Raw genomic sequence first — 18688 nt, forward strand, 5'->3', positions numbered from 1 at the left:
CCCCGCGGCACCCTGACGTGCTGCCCTCCCCCTATCGGCGCCCGCGCGGCCGGAATCCACCACACGGGCGACGCCATCCACTACCCTTCTTCACGGGTCGCCTGCGGACGACCCTGGCTGAGTAGTCCGGCCCGTGACCGGACGGCGAAGACGCCTGAACCCGCCCAGCGGGAATCCCAGCGCTGAACGAAGAGTCCACCCGTCGGTTCGCCCTGTACGCCAGGCGTGCCCGGGTCACGGGACCGGCGTGCGCTGCGATGGGACGACCGTGGGAGACAAGAACCGGGCGCTGAAGGCTGCCGCCCGAAAGCACATGGAAGAGACCGGCGAGACGTCGCTGCAAGCCGCGATGCAGCACGCCCGCCGCGAGTACGAGCGCGGCCAGCGCGACGGAGACGAGGACCTCCAGGAGCGGATGGGCTTCGACGAGGCCGCCGCCGGAAACGAGTACCGGCCATCGCCGTTGGGCACCGCCTACTTCATCGGCTGGGGCGTCCAAGAGCTCCTCGGCATGGACCAGGTGCGCCAGTTCGTCCAGCACGCGGAGAAGAACGGCACGCCCGGCGCCGCCGACCCGATCACCTGCCACCTCTGCGACAAGCCGATCACTGTCACCCGCGAGAAAGAGGTGCACCTCGGCCTGGTGCTGCGGGAGGGCCGGCGTCCGGGCGGATTGACGCCCACCGAGCTGCAGTTCCCGGTCTGGACACACGGCCAGTGCGGGCACCCCCGGGTCTGGTCCTGGTCCCAGCTCACCCTCGAGCGACGCCGGCGCGGCCTGCCCGTCGCCACCGCGGACCTCCCGCCCAAACAGCACCGGCGCGGCCGTACGTCCCCCATCGAGGACTACTACGTCTTCACCGTGCCGGAGAACAGCCCGCCCGTGTTCTACCTCCAGCCCGGCGAAGCCCACCGGCACGGACCGCTCGGCTTCCGCGCCGACCGGCTCTCCGACGGCCTGCCCGAACTCGACCTCACACGGGACGAACCGCGCGCACTGGACGAGTGGTCGATCACCGCCGACCGCGGTGGGCTGCTCTACATCGAACGCAAGGGCAACGGCCGCTGGCACCAGCCGCCGACCCCGTGGGCGCCCCCACCCGAGTGGATGGCCGCCGCGCACTACCACCAGAGCGCCATCTTCCTGACGGCCCCGGCCGGTTCGATCTCCTCCGCGACGTTCGACGCCGGCCCCCACGGCAACCTCTCGGACCTGCTCGCCGTGGGGCGCAACGACCTCCTGTTCGGTGCCGTCATGGCCGTCACCGGCATCACCGGAGAGGAAACAGCCCGATGACCGCGGACTCCTTCGCCTTCGCCGCCGCCCGCATCACGGGCCACGACGCCACGGGCAATCCCGTGCCAGCCCCGGGGCTCGACCTGCCCGTACACGGAATCGTCGTGGCCGAACCGGACCCCGAATCGCGAGGCAGTGAGCGGTTCACTCTCGTCCTGGCCCTCACCGAACACCCCGCGCTCCCGCCCACCGCAGCGGAATGGGGCCATGACGTCCTGCTGTGGAATCCGGCGCCAGCAATGCCGTTCACCGCCTACCGGGAGCTGTGGCTGCACCGGGCCACTCTCACCCGGCAGGACACCGGGCCGCACTGGGTGAGCCTGTCCGGGCCCGCGTGGGGACGCTCCCTCCACCTCGAGCGCCAACCGCCCGTTCCCTTCGACACCAGGCCCTGCCCCAACTGGGAGGACCTCCCGGCCCTTACGAACTCGACGACGGGAAACTGACCATGACGAACGCCTACGAGACCGCCGCTGAGACAGAGGCGGACACCAACGGCCTGATGGCAGGCCGGCAGATCACCCTCGACGAGGCCGCGGCGTGGCTGTCCGCAACCGAACTCCGGCTCCGGCAGTTGGCGCGAGCCCTGGAGACGCCAGCCGTGCCGGTCGAACTCGAAGCGACCATCGACTCCCTGCGCTCCCAATCAGGAACGCTGCGGGACCTGGCCGAGCGAATGCAGTTCCTCGCCCGCGCCACCGACGGCGACATCCCGCTCGCCAAGGTCTTCCGAGGCAGCGGCGACCCCTGGGGCGTGGCCGCCCGTGACAGCGACCGGAAGGCTTACGGGGGCCCGGCCATCGTGCCGACGCAGTGGCAGCTCATCAAGCTGGCCCAAGACGCCGAGCAGGCCGAGGGGCGCGGCATGGAAACCACCACCTACCCGGAGGCCATGAAGGGCATCGGGATCGGCTGGGAGTCCAAGGCCGCCTCCGCACGGCGCCGCCGGGAACGGGACGCGGAGGTCGCGAAGGAGGTACTCCGCAAGACGTGCCAGAGCTGCGCGGCAGGCGACGGCGAGCAGTGCCGCACCAAGAGCGGATGGCCCGCGGAACAGCCGCACGTCGGCCGCCAGCGCGAGGCCGAAGCCGACGTCGACGCACGCCTCGGCTACCTCGGCGACAACCCGGTCGCCGTGCCGGACGCCTGACCAGAGCAACGCCCAGGGGCCCCGTACACGCCGTACGGGCCCCTTCTGTCTGCTCGTGCCAGTGGTTACGAGATCGGGTGCGCGTCGAGCCAGTCAGCCAGTTTGTGAGCGGAGCCGAAGACATTCGGCCGGTTCGTGCCGTAGGCCGTGGCGCCCTTGTCCTCCCCCACTGCAATGCCCTTCTCCATGGTGTCGACGAGCGCGTACGCGCCCGTCCAGAATTCGGGCCCGACGGACTTCTCCGAGTTCATGGCCTTCCGCAGGGTGCGCGCGGGCTCCATGAGCGCCTGCATCTGCTTCCAGCACGTCCCCGGCTCCTGCTCGAGGCAGCCGCCGTCCTCGTCGAACTTCGTCACCGCGGCCTGGAAGGTGTCGGTGGCCGCCTTCAGGTCCACCGCCTTTGCCTTCGCGGCCGGCTTCGCCGCGGTGTCCCCGTCGCTCGAGCCGCCGCAGCCGCTTACGGCCGCCACAGTCACGGTCAGGACCAGCGCGCCGACCGTCTTCCCCCAGATGTGTCTCCCCATGACGCGGGATCATCGCACGAGGGCCCCGACCATCGGTCGGGGCCCTCGGATACGGCGGGATCACGCGCTCGTCAGGGTGACGCGCTCCTGCTGGGCCATCGCGCGCCGCCATTCCCGGCAGCCGGTTCCCCGGCACGGCGGACGGTGACTCCGGCCGCCTTCGTTGCCCCGGTATCCACTGGCCGTGCTGCACTGCGGGTTGTCCTGGCCCAGCACGCACAGGGACCATCCCGCCTCGTCCAGCGCTTCGGCGAACCCAAAGTCCCAGTTCGCGCGACCGTAGACCTGGTGCAGCGTCACCCCCACCTTCTCCGCCGCCTCTGCAACGGGCATCTGCGTCTCGACCAACTCCAAGACACGCTGCCGTTGTTCGGCCGGGAACGCCTCCTCGGCAAGGGCCCGCCGGCGCTCCAGGCTCTCCGCGCTGTGGGCGGCCACGCACACCTGACAGCGGCACCCGACCCGGTACAGGGTGGTCGGGGAGAGCTTCTCGTGGTCGTACTGCACCCGCACAGGCCGTTTGGCGATCCGGAGCAGTTGCGCGCCGGTCCAGACACGTTGGCGGCCCCCGCGGGCATGGGGGCGGACCCTGCCGCCGGGCAGGAGGCCGTACGTCGCCATGCCGCTGACGCTGGGGAGTGCCATGCCCAGCAGGGCCGCGACTGCGCGGACCGTATAGACCTCCTGCGGGTCGATCTGGCTGGCGTACGAGGCCAGAGGGTGGGGTTGCGTGGTTGTGCGGGACATGTCGGCCCCCTTTCGAGTCATCCCTACAGGCACGGAGAGCACACAAGATCGTTACTGTCGTCGGGGCGCGGTGAATTCCCCCTGCTCGGCAGGGAGGAGACGGCACTTCAGCCCCGCAGCGGCAGGGGGTGCTTCCTGATGGGTAACCCCCACATTGGTGGGGAGCACTGCAGCGCATACCGCTTGGCATCTGCGCCAACAGGATCATCCCCACGTTGGTGGGGAAAGGTGCGTTCGACCTCCGCGACTGAGCGGATATAGGTCCATCTCCACTCACGCGGAGAGCACGCGCCGAGTATAGCAACCGAGTCTCGTTCAGGGGGAGATGCATGCGGCAGGAGAGCCCCGAGCCTGGCTTGAGCACTGGTCAGGTATAGGGCTTGGCTGGGGGGAACGACACTTCGAGCTTCACCAGGTCCGGATGGCGGTCGGACGTGCTGATCGCGTCGACTTGGCAGTGCAGTGTCATCGTCTTCCACCCTTCGAGCGGCAGGATGGAAGGCAACTCGCCCCCGAGCAGCTTGGACAGCTCCTCGGAACCGAGCTCGTGGTTTCCGACCGGATGTCTGGTCACCGGGTGTCCCCCCAGTAGCCGGGCAGCGGCATGACGTCGATGCCCTCCCGTTCCGACAGGCGGGTCACACTCGGGTCGGCGCTCCACACGGTGAGGCCGCCGAAGCGGCGCCGGGCGGCGCGTAGCCGCTCCCGCTTCACCACGGCGCCGGGCCGGTAGTCACCGCGGCCGCGCATCAGGAGCAGGGCCGCGGGCACGCCGTTGCGGCCCAGCCACACGGACACGAGCTGCTCCAGGCGCCGGTCCCCGCCGGTCATGACGAGAACCGTGGTCCCGTTCTCGTACGCGCGCTGGGCGGCGGCCACGATGTCGTGGTTGGCCGGGCACGAGAGGCTGGCGCGGTGAAACCTGGAGGCGTTGCTCGACAGGTGATGGATGCCCGAGACGTCGATGAGTCCGCCCTCCAGGTCGAAGGCGATGGCGGTGGTGCGCGGCGGCGCGACGGCGGTGGTCACGCTGCTGCCTGCTCGTTGTAGACACGGATGACCTCGGCGGCCTTGACCTTGCAGTCGTGGCAGCTCGACGTCTTTGCGATTCCACAGATGGTGGCCGCGACCGCGTCGGCGGCCCCAGTGGAGGCCATGTTCACGAGGCCAGAGCCCTTCCGGCGGCAACTGTCACAGGCCTGCGTCTTGCCGGGCCGCTGGCCGCACGCGACCAGGGCGAGATGCTGCTCAAGGGCGCTGGCGCCGGGGGTGATGGTGGCGGTGGGGCTCATCGGTTGCAGTCCTTCGGAGCGCGCGACTTGTGGTGGGTGATGGTGCGCAGGTCTCCCCCGACCTGCTCGTACGCGGTCATCTCCTGGCACGCGGTGCACCTGTAGGCGATGAACCGGCGGAAGGGGACGGTCTTGGACGTCGGGTGTCCCTGGCGCCCGCCGGCCATCTCACCGGGGCCCGGGTCGCCGCACCACGCGCACGACGGGTCGTGGTGGGAGACGACGGGGGCCTTGGTCCAGCGAGACCAGATGACGGGGTGGCCCGCGTGCGTGGCGGGCAGGGGCGCCTCGGCGTACGTCACCGGGTCCGGGACGGCCCGCAGGTGACGGCCGCGGCGGGCCGGGCCAGGAGCGGGGACCGGCAGTTCCTCGGCGGTGCTGGCGGGGACGAGATGGGGCGCCTCGGGCTCGGGCTCACCGCGCAGGGAACGCAGACACGCCGGGCAGATGCTCGACTCGGTGACCGGCCCGTCCCACGGCCGTACGCCCGGCGCCCGCTCGGCGTCCGGCACGCACTCCAAGGGCACGGTGAACACCGCCACCGCGGGGGCGGTGACGCCCTCTCCCGCGATGTGCAGCACCGGGCGCCCCGCGGCGCGTACGACCAGGCGCCCGGCCAACCCTGGTGCGGCCGGGGCCTCAACGGCGAGAGCGGTCACTGCGGCTCACCTCCGTCGACCAGGTGGAGAACGCCGGCAACGTCGGCCCACATGCTCGCCATGGCCGCAGCGGTCCCGCCTTCCCGCTCGGCGGTCTCGGCCTTCTCGTACCAGCCCTCGGACTCGCTACGGGGACCCCGACGCTCGATGACCGCGTCGCCTTCCGCCCGCCGGACGCTAGCTACGCTGAACGCGTTCTCGGCTCGCTCGGCCCACTCGACGGCCGCCCGCGCGGCCGCGGCCGCTGTGCGGCTCATCGGACACGCCCCACGAGGAGCGGCACCAGGCCCTCGGACTTCGGGTTCTGCAGGTACAGGTTTCGGCGGGCGCCGTGGACGCTGCGCCGGGCCAGGCAGAGCACGCCGGCCGGGACATGGCAGACCGGGCACGTCACGGCGTAGGCGCCGTGACGGAACCGGGCAGCAGTCTCGTGCGCAGCGTCGTGCGCGGCGTCTGCGGCCGGGGAGGAGACGAAGGGGGAGAGCAGGGCTATCACGTGCGGTCGCCCTTCTCGCTGGCCTTCTTCTTCACCGGCGGCGTGTAGGGCTGCCAGGTGATCGTGCCCTCCTCGACGTGGCCCGAGGCCCGGGTCTCGCCGGTGTCGTCATCGCGGAGGTAGTTCTCCCAGAAGGTGACCCGGCCCTGCGCGGCGCCCGCCGTCCCGTACGGCCCCTCGTACTCCGTGTGGGGCGTACCGCCCTTCTCCGGGACCTCGGCCCAGGTGATGACGGCCCGGTAGACGGCACCGTGGTCGGCCCTGATGTTCCTGGCCATCACGCACCGCCCTGGTCGGACACGGGAAGGGTGATGTGCGGGCGCGCGTCCTCCCGGACGGTCTCGCTGTCGAGCCGGTAGTGCCACACGCGCTCGCGCGCCGCGGGATCGCGCCTGTACCGGGCCTCTCCGCGGCCGGGGTCGGCGGTGTCGCCCCAGGCGATCGGGAGGTTGAGGATGGGCGCCGGGCCCATGTCGGGCAGGGCAAGAGTCCCGGTGACGATCAAGATGGCGCCGCTGTACGGGCCATCCACGAACCGGGCGTACTCGGAGGACTTCGGGTCGTCGAGCTCGCTGCCCAGGCGCTTTCCCATCTCATCAGCCCACTCCAGGACCTCACGAGCGGTCGGTGTCGGGTCGAAGCCGAGAACGGCCCGGAGCGCGGCGACGACGCTGAGCAGCTCGTCGTATGCGGCGAGAGGGAAATCGTCGCTCCAGCGGTCCCGCAGGAGCGAACACGCCGCCTTGTCGGCAATCTCGGCCAGTTCGATGTCGACGCCGTCGCCCGCAAGGTGGACACCGGCGCGCTCGTAGGCGCCGCGAACGAGGTCGAGCAGGTGCTCGCGGCTCACCGTCGGCGGGATGGGCGTGCCGTCCGGCGCGTAGGCCTGGAGGGACACGTGCTGCGTGGTGCTCACGGAGGGGCATCTCCTAGCGAGGTAAAGGGGAGAGCCGGCCAGCCCTCAGTTCATGTACGTCTAACCGGCCATTTCTGTGACGGTTCCCGCGTTTCCGCTGTTCAGCGGGCCCTTCAGTTCGACGATGACGAGCGACATCCGGGCGAACCCGGACTCCACGGGGGCGCCCATGATGGGGATCGGCCCCATAAGGAACTCGTGGTTGTCGTCCGGCAGGAGACCCCCGTCGGTGACCAGGCCGTCGACGTAGTGCTTCGCCGTGGGCGCCCAGTTGCCCGGGTCGCGCTTCCGGGACAGCTTGCGCGGGTGCAGCACGTAGAAGATCGCCGCGCGCTGCAGGTGCGGCAGGCGCTTGGCCGCGGCGACGCCGGCGGCGTCCGCGCGAAGCCGCTTCCGGACCCGGTGCACGGCCATGTGGTGGAGGCGCTGATTGCTGGTCAGCATCTCCTCGACGTACGGCATGAGCAGCGTCCAGCTCCGCCCCGGCCCAGACAGCCCGGCGAGCAACGGCTCGACCGCGGGCGCGGGCGGGGTGGACGGCGGGCCCGGGTGCGCGGGCGGCGCCTTCTTCCGGGCCTTCTTCGGCTGCGCCGCGGCGGCCGGCTGGGCAGCCTGACCGCCGCGGCGGCGCTCCTTCAGCTCGAGGAACTGCTTCGCGGTCATTCTGGCGACCACCTGGTCACCCCTTCAGGGCAGCGGTACCGGCTTCGGTCAGCCGCCAACGGTGACCGAGGTGTCCCCCTTCCGTCCTGCTGTGCTGCTGGTCCTTCTCCACCCAGCCCCTGCCCTCGGCCTTCTGTACCGCGGCGTCGACCTTCCGGCCCAAGTGCCCCGATGCGCCCTTGCTGCGCTGGCTGGTGTCCCGGGCCGCCGGGCCGCCTCGTGCGGGCCGGAAGGTGAACACCACACCGGACTGGACCAGGCGCAGCGTGGCGACTTCTGCGGGCGTGGGCGGGGCCGGGGTATCCAGTGTGCGTACCAGGCCCGCGTACTTGATGCAGCGCCTGCAGGTGGGCGGCAGATCATCGAGCGGGCCGCCCAGGTGCAGCGGGTTCGTACGGTCGGGCGTCTCGCACAGAGCTCTGCCTGCTGTGTGCCGCCGGGACCGTCCGGAGACCAGGTTGACGGCCGCCGTGACGTGCCGCAGCGACCCCCCGACGCCCGTGTGCCGGGTGTTCTCCCGCACGCTGAACGAGACCGGGGCCGAGGCGGTGACCAGGTCCCAACGCCGCTTCTCCGCCTCCAACTTGGCGGCGGCCTGCGCCTCACGCTCCTTGCGCCGCGCCTTCTCGGCGGCGCGCGCCTGGACGATGCTCTCCGGGAGCTCCGGCTCGAGGCCGCGTTCGTCGGCGACCAACAGGGTGAAGCCGTCCACGGAGGGCGTGTGACGCAGGCCGGGGAAGTGCCGGCCCAGGACGGCCGTGCACCAGTCGCCGCCGCGGCGCTGGATCACGTCCTCCATACGGTCGAGGTTGCGGCCGCCGATCGGCCCGGCGTTCCTCCCCCGGGCCTCCCTGCGGACGTCCTCGTACTCCGGGTACGTCGGTTGGGGCTCGGGCTGCGGGAGCAGGGCGGTGACGACGAGGCGACGGTGCATGAACGGGGTGTTCCTCTCTTCGGGTGAACGGCGGTGCTCTCCGCCGTGGTGCGCCATCGGGCGCCAGAGGGTTGGGAGTTGACCGCTACTGGTCCTCGGGGCCCCACGCCGCGGCGATGACCGCGGGGTCCGGCTCGAGGATGTCGGCGGCGGCGGTGTGTCCGGCCGCGCGCAGCGTGGCGGCGTTCTCGTGGTCGCGCAGCGCGAGCGTCGCGGCGATGTAGACGGGGATGAGATCGGGCCGGGCGCCAAGTCCGGTGTCGTGGAACAGTCCGCTGATCACGCTTTCGGCGGTCGGCTCAGGCGTCTCAGAACCGGTCATGGGGATGTTGCTCCTCAAGGGGTTTGGCGGAGAACCGTTCTGAGCGAAGAATCGAACGGCCTCGAACGGGGTCGTGAGGCGTCTTGGTGAAGATCACGGCAGCGACTGAAGCGACTGAAGCGACTGAACCATCGTGGCCGCCGCCGGACGGGCCCTCTCTCGTTTCATGGTTCGGGCGGTGCTCTCCGCCCTCGGGAACGACTCTAATGGTTACCGACTGGTAGCCGACAATAATCCGTATTGTTGGCGGTAACCTGCTTCCGGGCCTTCCGGCCGCGACCGGCCGTCAGAACGCCTTGCGTCTGCAAGATTTGAGGGGGAAATGGTGAGTGACGGTAACGATGGTCCCGGCGGCGGCGCCCCCGGGCCGGAGAAGGCGCAGCGGTCCGAGCCGCCGAAGGTCGACTTCCCCCCGGTGGCCAACGGTGTCGACTACCTGCTGAGCGTCACCGAACACCTCACCAGTGCCGACCCGCCCGCCCCGCGCCACCTCAAGTACGCGGTCCTCCACCTCCAGGCCGCCGTCGAAGTCCTGCTCAAGGCCCGGCTCCAAGAGGAGCACTGGAGCCTGGTCTTCGCCGATCTCGACCACAAGGACACCACCCGCACCGCCTTCGACAGCGCCGACTTCAAGAGCTGCACCACCGACACCGCCCTCGCCCGGCTGAAGAGGATCGCGGGCCTGGAGATCGCGGACAAGCCCGCGCGGGCCCTGAAGAATCTCTCCCGCAGCCGTAACGCCCTCCAGCACTACGGACTGACCCTCTCCGCCCCGCAGATCGAAGCCAACGCCGCCGAAGTCCTCGCCTTCCTACTGGAGTTCCTCAACGACGAACTGCTCCCGTCACTGGATGGCGGCACCGGCGAGACGGTCCTCGTCGGCGCCGTCACCGGCGATGATTTCCTCGTGCTTGGCGGCCCGCCCGGGAGGGACCCGATCGAGGCGGCCTTGGAGGTCGTACGCCAGCGGCTGGGCACAGTCACGTCCTACGTCACCGCGCGGAACAACCAGATCCGCGGGCAACTGCACGAGCACCGCGGTGAGACCGTCGAGTGTCCCTACTGCGGCCAGTTCGCCATCGTGGCGGGCAAGAACCCCCCGACCTGCCGGTTCTGTTACGGCTACTGGCCCGACGGTTTCCACCTGCTGGACGACTACGTGTCCGCCTACGACGCCCGCAACGCCTCCCACGTCTACACCTGCCCGCAGTGCGGGCAGGACGACGCGACGCTCACGCACATCCCGGTGGCTGCCGACCCCGCCCGCCCCGTCGCCCTGTGTTTTCTCTGCGGCGCCTCGCTGGACACGCCTACCCCGTGCGAGACCTGCCACTGCCTGTACGAGGCCGACGACGACACCGACCTCGGCATGTGCCCGGACTGCCTTCAGTTCCACCTCGACCGCTTCTGACCTGCCCGCCCCGCGCACCGAACAGGCCCGCCATGACACCGCAGCAACCGATCCCAGGACTGGACCCCATGACCAGGAACTGGAGCAGCTTTGGCGGCTGGCTCGCCGCGTACGCCGCCGACGAGCAGAGCCCTGCCGGCGACCTGGCACGGCACGCCGCCACCCACCCCGAATGGCCGTGGGACGAGCCGGAATCCGTCGATCTCTTCCGGGCTCACCTGGAGGACACCGACGCGGCGGACAGCCTGTTCGACGCCCTGGACGACACCTGGAATCAGTACGCCGCAGACCTCGCCACCAGGAGTTGACGGTTGAGCAGCCGTCTGGACCGCACCCGTGACGCCATGGAGGAGATCGCGTGACCGTAGAAGACGTAGAGGAACTGCTGCAGCAGTATTACGAACCGCTGGTCGCGTTCTTCTTCCGCCGCGTCAGGAGCTTCGCCACAGCGGAGGATCTGACGGAACGGGTACTCGTGGCAGCCGCCCGGGAGCAAACGCCCCCTCATGCGCGCTGGATGTGGAACACCGCGCACCGCACCTACGACGACTACTTCCTTGAAGGCTGCGGGGTGCAGCCGTGACCTCCGAACCGATCCCTCCGGGTGCGATCACCCCGGGCAAGATTCCCTCCGAACTCATCCAGCCCAGCGACTTTCCGCCAGAGCGTTCTCGACCCCACCCCGGCCCCGGAAGGCCCCCGATGCCCCCGGCCCCGCCGAGCGCCGCACAGTGGAACGCCCGCTACCCGGTGGGCACCGTCGTGACCGCCTACCCCGGGGCCCGCCCGGAGCGGGCGCCCGGCGGCCCCCGGCTGGACACCCGGACCCGCTCCGCCGCGTGGACGCTCCCGCACGGCGGCGCCGTCGTCCTGGTCGACGGCCGTGCGGGAGCGCTTGCACTCACCCATGTCGACCCCCGCCCCGCCCCCGGAGAACCTGCATGAGCACCGAACCCAACCCGACACTCCCGTCCTCCCTGTCGCTGTGGCCCGAGGACTACGTCTCTACGCCCGAGGACATCAAGCAGCAGCTCGTCGACGCGCTCATGAGTAACCAACCCCTCACCTCGCGCGAGGCGCGCCGCCTGGTCGACGCCTACGAACGCCACTTCCTGGACACCGTGCACCAGGAGCGCATCTCGTGACGCCCGAGGCCGCTGACCCGGGGGCGCTGCGTGCCCGCGCGGCCGAGCTGGAAAACAGGGTTGCCCCGGCGACCGCCGGCCCGCGCACCGACGACGAGCACCTCCTCCTGGAAAAGGCGGCGGCCCTGCGCGCCGAGGCTGACGCACTCGATTCCGCGTCGCTGCCGCACGTGACTTTTGCGCGGTTCGACTCCGAATATCGGTGGCCCCTGGAGGACGCCGCAGGAACGTCGCTTCCCGCCTGTCCGGTGTGCGCGGGTCCGGTCGGCGCCGTCCGCCGCTACTACCCGCCCAACCGGGACCGTGGCCTCTTCGCGCGTGCCGTCTTCGAGCCCTGCGGCCACGAGGCGCTGCTCGGCTACCAGGGGCCGGAGGCACGGCCGTGAGTCGCCCGGCGCCCGAGCCCGAGATCGTCGACGCCGAGCTGGTGAACGAGGGCGAGCTCGCGCTGCCGGTCCCGCCCGCCCCCGCGCGGCTACGGGTGAACCTGCACACGGTGCTGCGCCCCGGCCAAGCCCTGCCCACCGAAGACGACGTCCCCAGGTACTCCGCCGCCGAGCTCTACGTCTCTCCGGAGACCGCTGCCGCCATGGAGAGCAGCGACAAGGAGCCGCCGCCCATGGCGGCCTTCCGCGCCTGGTGCGCGGAGACGCAGCGCGTGCCCTTCCCCTGCACCACCGCGACGTTCACCGAATACGGTGCCCACCTGATGCGCCGGAGGCTGAAGGTAAGCACCATCCAGAACTACATGAGCCTGATCCGCACCACCATGCCGCCGGGCCAACGGCCCGACAACAGCCTGTACCTGGGCCTGCTGGCCGACTACCGCCGCGGCAACAAGAGGGCGGTGCGCAGGAAGCAGGCTTTCCCGATCACCCTCCCGTACACCCTGGCGCTCTGCACGAAGGCCGAGCAGGACGGCCGCCCCATCGGTATCCGCGATGCCGCGCTTTTCGCCTTCTCCTACCGCTTCCTGGCTCGCAGCGACGAAGACGTGAACCTCGACATCGAGGACCTGACCATCCTGGACGACCGGATCGAGGTCTGGCTCGACAAGGACAAGACGCACCAGAACGAGGACCAGACCCTGCTGCTCCTCGACCGCCCCGACCTCGCCCTCGTGCCCCGGATGCGCCGCTGGCTCGCCCATCTCGCTGCCTGCGGCATCACCAGCGGACCGCTCTTTCGCCATCTGATGAAGAACGGCCAGCCCGCCACGACCTTCCGTGTCACCGTCGCCACCAAGCGCGGCGACTACCTGCGCCCCCAGGCCGTGGACGAACGCCTCAAGCACTGGTGGCACAAGGCCGGGCTGATCGGCGACGGACGCCCCGTGTCTTCCCAGGGCTTCCGAGCCGGCGGAGCCACCGACCTCGCCGTCCACGGCGCCCCCGCGAAGACGATCCGCAAGGCCGGCCGATGGGACGAGAATTCCACCATCCCCGAGACCAGGTACGTCCGCCCCGCCAAGGACGCCCAGAACGACCCCTTCGACGTGATCCCTGTTCAGACCTAAAGGGCGGGCGAAGGATGCTCCCCAAGGTCCAGCAGGGCCGCGTGAACGTCGCGGGTGCGCGGGCTGCCGTCCCTCAGCTCGTAGGCGACCGTCACCTTCGTCCGCCGGATTTCGCTGACGGTGGCCCGGTAGGGGCGGCCCTTCAGGGTCAACGTGACCTCTTGGCCCACGCTGAGACGAGATCGTGCCTGCGCGGAGGCAGCGGCCAGTGCCCTGCGCTCCTCGCGGGCCCGTGCACGTTCAGCCTCCGCCATGGCGGCCGCACTCTCGGCAAGCCGGTCCTTCTCGCTGCGGCGGGCCGACTGCCGGGCGCACTCCTCGGCCAGCCACGGGTAGGCGGAGGCAATGAGCCGGTTGGCCTCGGCGTGCCGTTCGGTGGTCTGGTCGCTGTCGTAGTCCGTGTACTGGTGACGGAGGTAGTTCACACACTGTCGTTCAGCCGAGACGTCCGAGAGATCGACGAAGTACCTTCGGCCGGCGTTCACATGGGCCTGGGCGTGCTGCCGCGCACGGCGCTCAAGGGCCTCGGTGCTCAGGTTGAGAGGGAACTTCGCAGTCACCATGCCTCCACCCTAGGTGGGGACTCTGCGATTGGCGGGTATGTACGCGCGCGACGAGTGCGCTTGGCGCTCTGGCGGCTGTCAGTGCCGTCGGGCAGGGTAGGACACGACGCGATGGCGCCCTTCCCACATCGCCTGGGAAGGGCGCCATCGCCGTACGGTGCGCCTACTGCGGGATGCGGGCGAGGAACGCCGTCCACGAAGCAGAGGACGTCCGGACGCTGGGAACGGTCGTGTCCTTGGAGTCCCGCACTTCGATGACGTTGGGGCTGAGGCGGACCTCTACGCAGTTGTTGCCGCTCCCCTCGGAGTACGAGGACTTGAACCAGTCGGACCTGGATGCATGTGTCATTTCTTGGCCATCTCTTGTGTGATCGTGCGGATGAACTCCGGGGTCTCTTCCGGCGGCAGAGCTGCGGCAGTGAGCAGCTCGAACCTCCGGTTGAAGTTCCCCACGGTGCGGGGCTTCCCGGACATGGACAGGTCGCCCATGGCGCTGTCGACTTGAACCTGATCAGGCAGATTCTCCGGCATGCCGAGGATGGTGAAGTCCCCGGCGAACCTGTACACGTGTTTGTTCGAGGGAAGGAACTGGATCGTCACGTTCTCCCGCTCGTTGAGCTTGATGAGCGCTTCGCCCTGTTCCACCATCACGTCTATGTCGCCCACGATGTGTCGCAGCGCCGGCTCACCCAGGATGGCGTGGAACATCATCGGCTCCTCGTCGCGGGTGATGTACTTCTGGCGGAGCATCCGTAGACGTACGGCCTTGTCGATCGAGTCGCGCGGCAGTTCGAGCACAGGCTGCTGCATAGCGAAGATGGCTCGTGCGTAAGCCTCCGTCTGGAGGTACCCCCAGGGCAAGAGTGGGTGGTACGCGCGAACCGAGCGGGCTACGGCCTCCACCTGAACGAAGCGAGGCATCTGCGCTGGCGTGCTGGAGTCCTTGTAGGGGATGAACCAGTCCTCGTCCGAGGCCTGCGCCTGCATCTCCAGGAGCTCGTTCACCGTCTTCCTGTCCGTGACTCCGTACCGCTCCAACAGCTTGACGAGATGATCGCGCCTGCGCAGAGAACTCAGCCCCGTCTCGACCCGCTGGAGTTGCGCCTCGGAGAAGCCCAACCCCTGTGCCGCCTCCTCCAGAGTGAGCTTGCGCGTGTGGCGCAGCTCGCGGAGCTCGGAGCCCAGGGCGATACGCCGGCCCGTGGGACGAGTACGAGCATCCATATGTGCTTCCCTCCTCAGCAGGTCTGCGCGGCACCTTTGCAGATACGCGCAGTCTGACAGCAGATGTGCGCGTCCCAACAGCCCATGTGCGCGATTGGCACGTGCCATTTTGGGTCCCCGGTGGGGAATCCGTGAGTTCTCATTGAATCCTAACTGCGTCTTCAGCGACGGTAGTTGAGTCACAAGAAGCCGCGACGCGGACGGTGACACTTCCTCCGTTCATGGTGCCCTCTGGGCGCCTGCCTCGACCGCAGAGGACGACCTCATGGCAGCTCACCCCGTGCACCACACAGCATCGGCTTCCGGTCGGCGCTGCACAACGAGGTGGGTGCCCTACGAGGTCTACAAGCTGCCCCGCGTGGGGGACGTGCGACCTTGGCCCGGCCGGATGCGGCAGATCGTGGCCGCCCGACTGCGGTACGCCGACTATCCGGAAGACGTGGTTTACCGGGCCCAGATGATCGTCTCCGAGCTCGTCACCAACGGCTTCCAGCACGGGACCGGCGACACCGTCGGCGTCGGGTGCTTCGCGCACGGCGACGTGGTCGTCCTTGCGGTCGCCAGCGGTTCCCCGGTGTGCCTTCCGGAGATCGCCGAGCCCAGGGACATCGACGCGGAGAGCGGCCGGGGCCTGCACATCGTCCGCGAGCTCGCCGACGTCTGCACGTTCTCGGGAGACCGTGTGTGGGTGGTCCTCGCAGACTTCGAGACCGCCGCATGAGCGCCGCCCTGTGGGAGGGACTCGACTGGCCGCGCTTCACCATCGGCGCCGTCCTTATCGCCGTCATGGGGGGACTGCTGCTGCGGGCGCAGTCCTCGATCACCCCTGCTGAGGACGAGGACACCGGGCCCGACAGGGGCGCGGAGACGTACGAGCGAACAGGCCGTGACGACGACGGCCTCCACGAACCCCCGGCCGCTGAACGCCTTGGAGCGCAGCCGCCGGGAAGTTGGCCGCCGACCCCGGAGTGGTGCCCAGGGGCGACGGCGGCCGGTGCTGCCCCGCCCGGGGAAGTGCAGGAACCGGGGCGGGGCAGCACCCCCTTGGCACAACAGAACTCCGATTCGGACTGAGGGGAGAAAGCACGATGCGTACGGCCGTCAAGCCGCCCGTTCGGCAACAACACCTCGCCTCGGTCCTCCAGTGGGCACCGGTCGACGCCGCGACGTTGGCCCGCGTCCTGGTGCACCTCTCCCCCGAGAAGGTGCTGAGCAGGGTGTTGGACGCGGCCAGCGACGTACTCGACGACCAGGCGCCGCCCGAGCACGCCCTTCCCGCGCTCGACGTGCTGCTGCGCGCAGGGCTGGACCGGCTCGCTCGTCTCGCCTCCCACATCTGGACCGAGGACTCGCTGGCGAAGCTCCTGACCCGTGCCGCCGAGCTCCAGGGCGGCGGGCTCCCCGCCGACACCGAACGGGCCCAGACGTACGTGCGGCAGATGGCGGTGACGGCTGAAGGACTGCTGGAACACCTCATCGAAGCTGAGGTCATCGGCGAGATCGAACCACCGCCCGCTGTCCCGCAGGACTTCTCACAGAACTGGTACCTCCATGCCTGACTCGCCGCCCCCCGAAGAGGGCGCGACCCACTCCGTTGCGGGGACGCCCGTGCCCGCCACGGCGGCCGTTCGCACGGACGCCGTGTACGTGAAGGCCGAGTGCGCCATCATCCTCGGCTGGACGCGACCGCCCGGCTGGCCACGCCTCCTCAAGGCCGCTGGCGACCTGCACGGCTTCTACTGGGGCGTCGTCAACTCCACCGACCAGAGCCGGATCACTGCCCGCCTGCGGAAAGACTCCGTCGGGCTGGAGCACTACCAGACCGCGTTGGCCAAGGGGCGTGAGCTTGTCGGCGACCTCGAACGCACGGTCCGCGGCGCCACCAGCGAGGTCCAGGCGCTGCGCGCCGTCCAGGAACTGGCCGGCAAGGTGCGGGCGCTCGCGTTCGAACTCGACCAGCAGCAGAACTACGCGTCGGCCCACCGGCAGCTCGAACGGCTCTGTGCCGCCGACACCGCCGTGCGTGAACGCCAGGTTCCCCCATACCCCCGACTGTCCTACCCGCACTGCACAGGAGAATCACGATGAAGCACACGCCCAGCCTGATCGTTTGCACCGCTCTCGGCGCTGCCGCAGGCCACCTGCTGCTGTCGCGCCGCCAGCACAAGGAACTGCTGCTGGAGCGCACCCAGCGCATGCACTTCGATCAGCGGCTCGCTCTCCTCGCGGGCACCCCGGAAATGCGGGAAAGGGCCAACACCACCACGGTCCAACTGCCGGATGACGCGGCGCGCACCGCGTTCCTCATCCACGGCAACATGATGTCGGCCTGGTTCGTCGAGTACGAGACTCGCCTGATGAGCAGCGCCAAACTCCGGGGGTGCCTGCGCTACCTCTTCCAGGAGGAGGACGGCATCAAATACTGGGACCTGGCCCGGGAGGGCTGGAACGACCTCGACCTCCAGAAGCGGCCCCGCGGTGCGCGGTTCCTCGAGATCGTGGACGAGGAGCACGAGGTCTTTGCGCTCGGGCGCAACCGGTGACCGTACAGCCGGACCGCCTGGGCGTAGTAGCTCCGTCCGATGTCCTGGAGCGGGCGGAGCGGTTGGGGCTGGCCCGCGACGCGCTCATCGAGCGTATCGACCCGAACGCGGTGCCAGCCGCATGCCGCTCCCGCTTCAACCACGTCCTCGCCAAGCGTCACGAACTGCTCGCGGGCATACGCGACGCCAAAAGCCCAGTCGTGCAGCTCGTGCACTACCGGCTTCTGGTCGAACACGTCGACCTCCTGGGAGGGCTGTCCAGGCTCCCGGATCAAGCGCAGACGGAGGAAGGATGACCGGTGAGACCACCATCGCCCCCCTCTGGTTCCCTCGCTCTCCAGCACTCCGAGTCCCCGGCCCTCCAGCGCGAGCGCGTGCACCGCCCTATCACCGCGGCCTTACCTGCCCACCCCTTCTGAGGAGGAGCACTTCATGCACCGACCCCATACCACCCACATCCTGTTGACGGCCCTCGTCGTGGTCGGCGCCACCCATACCGCCCTCTCGGCCCGCGACCGGATGCGCGCTCGCGTCCAGACCTATGCCGGTCACCACCTGGCGTTGCTGCGGGACTTCCCCGGATACGGCAGCAAGCTGCTGGAAGGCAAGTCGGAGGAGGAGAGGACGACCTTGGTGGCCTGCAACGCCTGGGTGTCCTTCTGGTCGCACCACTACAAGGCGGGCCTGATCAGCCGGGACCACCTGCGGGAACTGGTCTCCCGCTTCCTCGACGGCCCGTCCGGGCTGGGCTACTGGGAATGGGCGCGCGCTTCCTGGGCGCAGGCCCCGAAGAACCACTACTCCCATGTCGTTGAGGGGATCTTCGACGACGTCCTGGACGAGCGTGGGCTCGGGGCCGTGGCATGAGCGCCGACACCGCCACCCCGCTGTGGATTCGCGGGCGCCTGGTGATGGCCACCACCCAGTTCGACGGCACGTTCTCGCACGAGAAATACGCTCAGCTCGCTGAAGACCTGGTCGTCGCGGCTGAAGTGCTGCTCCCGCAGGTCGACTACGGCCTCGTGGAGGACTACCGGCGCCGCGAGGTACAGCGGGCGTTCAACCGGGCCGGCCAACTGGTCCGCGACGGCTGCACCGACCCGGGTGACCGGCGCGTGCTCCGCGACTTCTGCCGGGATCTGGGCACAGCCCTTAAACGCGTACAACTCGCCATCCCCCAGCCCTGACGGTGGTGGGGGCCCCCCCCCCCGCGGGGCCCCCCCCCCCCCCCCCCGCCCCAAGGGGGGGGGGGGGGGGAAGGTAGAAACCACGGACCAAAAGACACC

33 protein-coding genes are annotated in these 18688 nt (G+C 69.7%); 18 read left to right on the forward strand and 15 right to left on the reverse strand.

Annotation, left to right across the window (positions count from 1 at the left end):
- The first annotated feature begins 268 nt into the window (after positions 1–268).
- From ACIP93_RS33785 to ACIP93_RS33795, 3 genes are read left to right on the forward strand one after another with little or no spacing between them, the layout of a single operon-like run.
- Positions 269–1297 carry a hypothetical protein gene (locus ACIP93_RS33785; RefSeq protein ID WP_401765417.1) on the forward strand — a complete coding sequence of 343 codons (1029 nt, stop codon included), beginning with the start codon at positions 269–271 and terminating at the stop codon, positions 1295–1297.
- Complete coding sequence (locus ACIP93_RS33790; protein ID WP_401765419.1) at positions 1294–1743, forward strand: hypothetical protein; 450 nt, start codon at positions 1294–1296, stop codon at positions 1741–1743. Before ACIP93_RS33785 ends, ACIP93_RS33790 begins: the two co-directional genes overlap by 4 nt.
- A 2-nt stretch (positions 1744–1745) precedes the next feature.
- Complete coding sequence (locus tag ACIP93_RS33795; protein WP_401765422.1) at positions 1746–2447, forward strand: hypothetical protein; 702 nt, start codon at positions 1746–1748, stop codon at positions 2445–2447.
- 65 nt (positions 2448–2512) lie between these two features.
- Here ACIP93_RS33795 and ACIP93_RS33800 read toward each other — a convergent pair whose 3' ends face one another.
- The 12 genes from ACIP93_RS33800 to ACIP93_RS33855 all read right to left on the reverse strand — a co-directional run bounded on the left by ACIP93_RS33800 (position 2513) and on the right by ACIP93_RS33855 (position 9000).
- Complete coding sequence (locus ACIP93_RS33800; protein WP_401765424.1) at positions 2513–2971, reverse strand: hypothetical protein; 459 nt, start codon at positions 2969–2971, stop codon at positions 2513–2515.
- Between the two features lie 60 nt (positions 2972–3031).
- Positions 3032–3718 (reverse strand): hypothetical protein, encoded by a 687-nt coding sequence (locus ACIP93_RS33805; RefSeq protein ID WP_401765426.1) that lies wholly within the window; start codon positions 3716–3718, stop codon positions 3032–3034.
- Positions 3719–4085: 367 nt separating this feature from the next.
- Positions 4086–4292 (reverse strand): hypothetical protein, encoded by a 207-nt coding sequence (locus tag ACIP93_RS33810; RefSeq protein WP_401765428.1) that lies wholly within the window; start codon positions 4290–4292, stop codon positions 4086–4088.
- Entirely contained in the window at positions 4289–4747 is a 459-nt protein-coding gene (locus ACIP93_RS33815) for a hypothetical protein (RefSeq protein ID WP_401765431.1), read from the reverse strand. Before ACIP93_RS33815 ends, ACIP93_RS33810 begins: the two co-directional genes overlap by 4 nt.
- Positions 4744–5010: a hypothetical protein gene (locus ACIP93_RS33820; protein WP_401765432.1), complete on the reverse strand. Its 267-nt coding sequence runs from the start codon at positions 5008–5010 to the stop codon at positions 4744–4746. The genes ACIP93_RS33815 and ACIP93_RS33820 overlap by 4 nt, the downstream gene beginning before the upstream one ends.
- Positions 5007–5669, reverse strand: a complete 663-nt coding sequence (locus tag ACIP93_RS33825) for a hypothetical protein (protein ID WP_401765435.1) — start codon at positions 5667–5669, stop codon at positions 5007–5009. Before ACIP93_RS33825 ends, ACIP93_RS33820 begins: the two co-directional genes overlap by 4 nt.
- Positions 5666–5926, reverse strand: a complete 261-nt coding sequence (locus ACIP93_RS33830; protein ID WP_401765437.1) for a hypothetical protein — start codon at positions 5924–5926, stop codon at positions 5666–5668. Before ACIP93_RS33830 ends, ACIP93_RS33825 begins: the two co-directional genes overlap by 4 nt.
- A 235-nt stretch (positions 5927–6161) precedes the next feature.
- Positions 6162–6443, reverse strand: coding sequence for a hypothetical protein (locus tag ACIP93_RS33835; RefSeq protein WP_401765439.1), 282 nt, complete (start codon positions 6441–6443; stop codon positions 6162–6164).
- Positions 6443–7081: a hypothetical protein gene (locus tag ACIP93_RS33840; protein WP_401765442.1), complete on the reverse strand. Its 639-nt coding sequence runs from the start codon at positions 7079–7081 to the stop codon at positions 6443–6445. The genes ACIP93_RS33835 and ACIP93_RS33840 overlap by 1 nt, the downstream gene beginning before the upstream one ends.
- Before the next feature lie 60 nt (positions 7082–7141).
- Positions 7142–7744 (reverse strand): hypothetical protein, encoded by a 603-nt coding sequence (locus ACIP93_RS33845; RefSeq protein ID WP_401765444.1) that lies wholly within the window; start codon positions 7742–7744, stop codon positions 7142–7144.
- Positions 7745–7760: 16 nt separating this feature from the next.
- Complete coding sequence (locus tag ACIP93_RS33850) at positions 7761–8678, reverse strand: hypothetical protein (protein ID WP_401765447.1); 918 nt, start codon at positions 8676–8678, stop codon at positions 7761–7763.
- Between the two features lie 85 nt (positions 8679–8763).
- Positions 8764–9000, reverse strand: a complete 237-nt coding sequence (locus ACIP93_RS33855; RefSeq protein WP_401765450.1) for a hypothetical protein — start codon at positions 8998–9000, stop codon at positions 8764–8766.
- Between the two features lie 325 nt (positions 9001–9325).
- Here ACIP93_RS33855 and ACIP93_RS33860 point away from each other — a divergent pair, with 325 nt between their 5' ends.
- From ACIP93_RS33860 to ACIP93_RS33890, 7 genes are all read left to right on the forward strand, one after another.
- Positions 9326–10411: a hypothetical protein gene (locus ACIP93_RS33860; RefSeq protein ID WP_401765452.1), complete on the forward strand. Its 1086-nt coding sequence runs from the start codon at positions 9326–9328 to the stop codon at positions 10409–10411.
- A gap of 68 nt (positions 10412–10479) precedes the next feature.
- The gene (locus ACIP93_RS33865; RefSeq protein ID WP_401765454.1) at positions 10480–10719 is read left to right on the forward strand and encodes a hypothetical protein; all 240 of its coding nucleotides are present in this window, start codon (positions 10480–10482) and stop codon (positions 10717–10719) included.
- A 50-nt stretch (positions 10720–10769) separates the two neighbouring features.
- Positions 10770–10994 (forward strand): hypothetical protein, encoded by a 225-nt coding sequence (locus ACIP93_RS33870; protein WP_401765455.1) that lies wholly within the window; start codon positions 10770–10772, stop codon positions 10992–10994.
- A gap of 119 nt (positions 10995–11113) precedes the next feature.
- Positions 11114–11356 (forward strand): hypothetical protein, encoded by a 243-nt coding sequence (locus ACIP93_RS33875; RefSeq protein ID WP_401765458.1) that lies wholly within the window; start codon positions 11114–11116, stop codon positions 11354–11356.
- Positions 11353–11556, forward strand: a complete 204-nt coding sequence (locus ACIP93_RS33880) for a hypothetical protein (protein ID WP_401765460.1) — start codon at positions 11353–11355, stop codon at positions 11554–11556. Before ACIP93_RS33875 ends, ACIP93_RS33880 begins: the two co-directional genes overlap by 4 nt.
- Positions 11553–11942, forward strand: coding sequence for a hypothetical protein (locus tag ACIP93_RS33885; protein WP_401765463.1), 390 nt, complete (start codon positions 11553–11555; stop codon positions 11940–11942). The genes ACIP93_RS33880 and ACIP93_RS33885 overlap by 4 nt, the downstream gene beginning before the upstream one ends.
- Positions 11939–13072 (forward strand): tyrosine-type recombinase/integrase, encoded by a 1134-nt coding sequence (locus tag ACIP93_RS33890; RefSeq protein ID WP_401765465.1) that lies wholly within the window; start codon positions 11939–11941, stop codon positions 13070–13072. Before ACIP93_RS33885 ends, ACIP93_RS33890 begins: the two co-directional genes overlap by 4 nt.
- Here ACIP93_RS33890 and ACIP93_RS33895 read toward each other — a convergent pair.
- From ACIP93_RS33895 to ACIP93_RS33905, 3 genes are all read right to left on the reverse strand, one after another.
- On the reverse strand, positions 13069–13635 hold the full coding sequence (locus ACIP93_RS33895) for a hypothetical protein (protein WP_401765468.1): 567 nt from the start codon (positions 13633–13635) through the stop codon (positions 13069–13071). The two genes, ACIP93_RS33890 and ACIP93_RS33895, sit on opposite strands and share 4 nt — an antisense overlap.
- A 163-nt stretch (positions 13636–13798) precedes the next feature.
- Positions 13799–13984: a DUF397 domain-containing protein gene (locus ACIP93_RS33900; protein ID WP_401765470.1), complete on the reverse strand. Its 186-nt coding sequence runs from the start codon at positions 13982–13984 to the stop codon at positions 13799–13801.
- Positions 13981–14859 (reverse strand): helix-turn-helix domain-containing protein, encoded by an 879-nt coding sequence (locus tag ACIP93_RS33905; RefSeq protein WP_401765472.1) that lies wholly within the window; start codon positions 14857–14859, stop codon positions 13981–13983. Before ACIP93_RS33905 ends, ACIP93_RS33900 begins: the two co-directional genes overlap by 4 nt.
- 328 nt (positions 14860–15187) lie before the next feature.
- Here ACIP93_RS33905 and ACIP93_RS33910 point away from each other — a divergent pair, with 328 nt between their 5' ends.
- The 8 genes from ACIP93_RS33910 to ACIP93_RS33945 all read left to right on the forward strand — a co-directional run bounded on the left by ACIP93_RS33910 (position 15188) and on the right by ACIP93_RS33945 (position 18589).
- Positions 15188–15580, forward strand: coding sequence for an ATP-binding protein (locus ACIP93_RS33910; protein ID WP_401765475.1), 393 nt, complete (start codon positions 15188–15190; stop codon positions 15578–15580).
- The gene (locus ACIP93_RS33915) at positions 15577–15933 is read left to right on the forward strand and encodes a hypothetical protein (protein ID WP_401765478.1); all 357 of its coding nucleotides are present in this window, start codon (positions 15577–15579) and stop codon (positions 15931–15933) included. Before ACIP93_RS33910 ends, ACIP93_RS33915 begins: the two co-directional genes overlap by 4 nt.
- A gap of 14 nt (positions 15934–15947) precedes the next feature.
- A complete protein-coding gene (locus ACIP93_RS33920; protein ID WP_401765481.1) occupies positions 15948–16418 on the forward strand; it encodes a hypothetical protein in 471 nt (156 codons plus the stop codon).
- On the forward strand, positions 16411–16947 hold the full coding sequence (locus ACIP93_RS33925; RefSeq protein WP_401765484.1) for a hypothetical protein: 537 nt from the start codon (positions 16411–16413) through the stop codon (positions 16945–16947). The genes ACIP93_RS33920 and ACIP93_RS33925 overlap by 8 nt, the downstream gene beginning before the upstream one ends.
- Complete coding sequence (locus ACIP93_RS33930) at positions 16944–17402, forward strand: DUF6082 family protein (RefSeq protein ID WP_401765487.1); 459 nt, start codon at positions 16944–16946, stop codon at positions 17400–17402. Before ACIP93_RS33925 ends, ACIP93_RS33930 begins: the two co-directional genes overlap by 4 nt.
- On the forward strand, positions 17399–17698 hold the full coding sequence (locus tag ACIP93_RS33935) for a hypothetical protein (RefSeq protein ID WP_401765488.1): 300 nt from the start codon (positions 17399–17401) through the stop codon (positions 17696–17698). The genes ACIP93_RS33930 and ACIP93_RS33935 overlap by 4 nt, the downstream gene beginning before the upstream one ends.
- Before the next feature lie 136 nt (positions 17699–17834).
- Positions 17835–18269 carry a DUF6082 family protein gene (locus ACIP93_RS33940; protein WP_401765490.1) on the forward strand — a complete coding sequence of 145 codons (435 nt, stop codon included), beginning with the start codon at positions 17835–17837 and terminating at the stop codon, positions 18267–18269.
- Positions 18266–18589, forward strand: a complete 324-nt coding sequence (locus tag ACIP93_RS33945; RefSeq protein ID WP_401765493.1) for a hypothetical protein — start codon at positions 18266–18268, stop codon at positions 18587–18589. Before ACIP93_RS33940 ends, ACIP93_RS33945 begins: the two co-directional genes overlap by 4 nt.
- The last annotated feature ends 99 nt before the right edge of the window (positions 18590–18688 follow it).

Origin of the sequence: Streptomyces sp. NPDC088745, assembly GCF_044751045.1 — a bacterium.
In the GTDB taxonomy this organism is placed as follows: domain Bacteria; phylum Actinomycetota; class Actinomycetes; order Streptomycetales; family Streptomycetaceae; genus Streptomyces; species Streptomyces cremeus.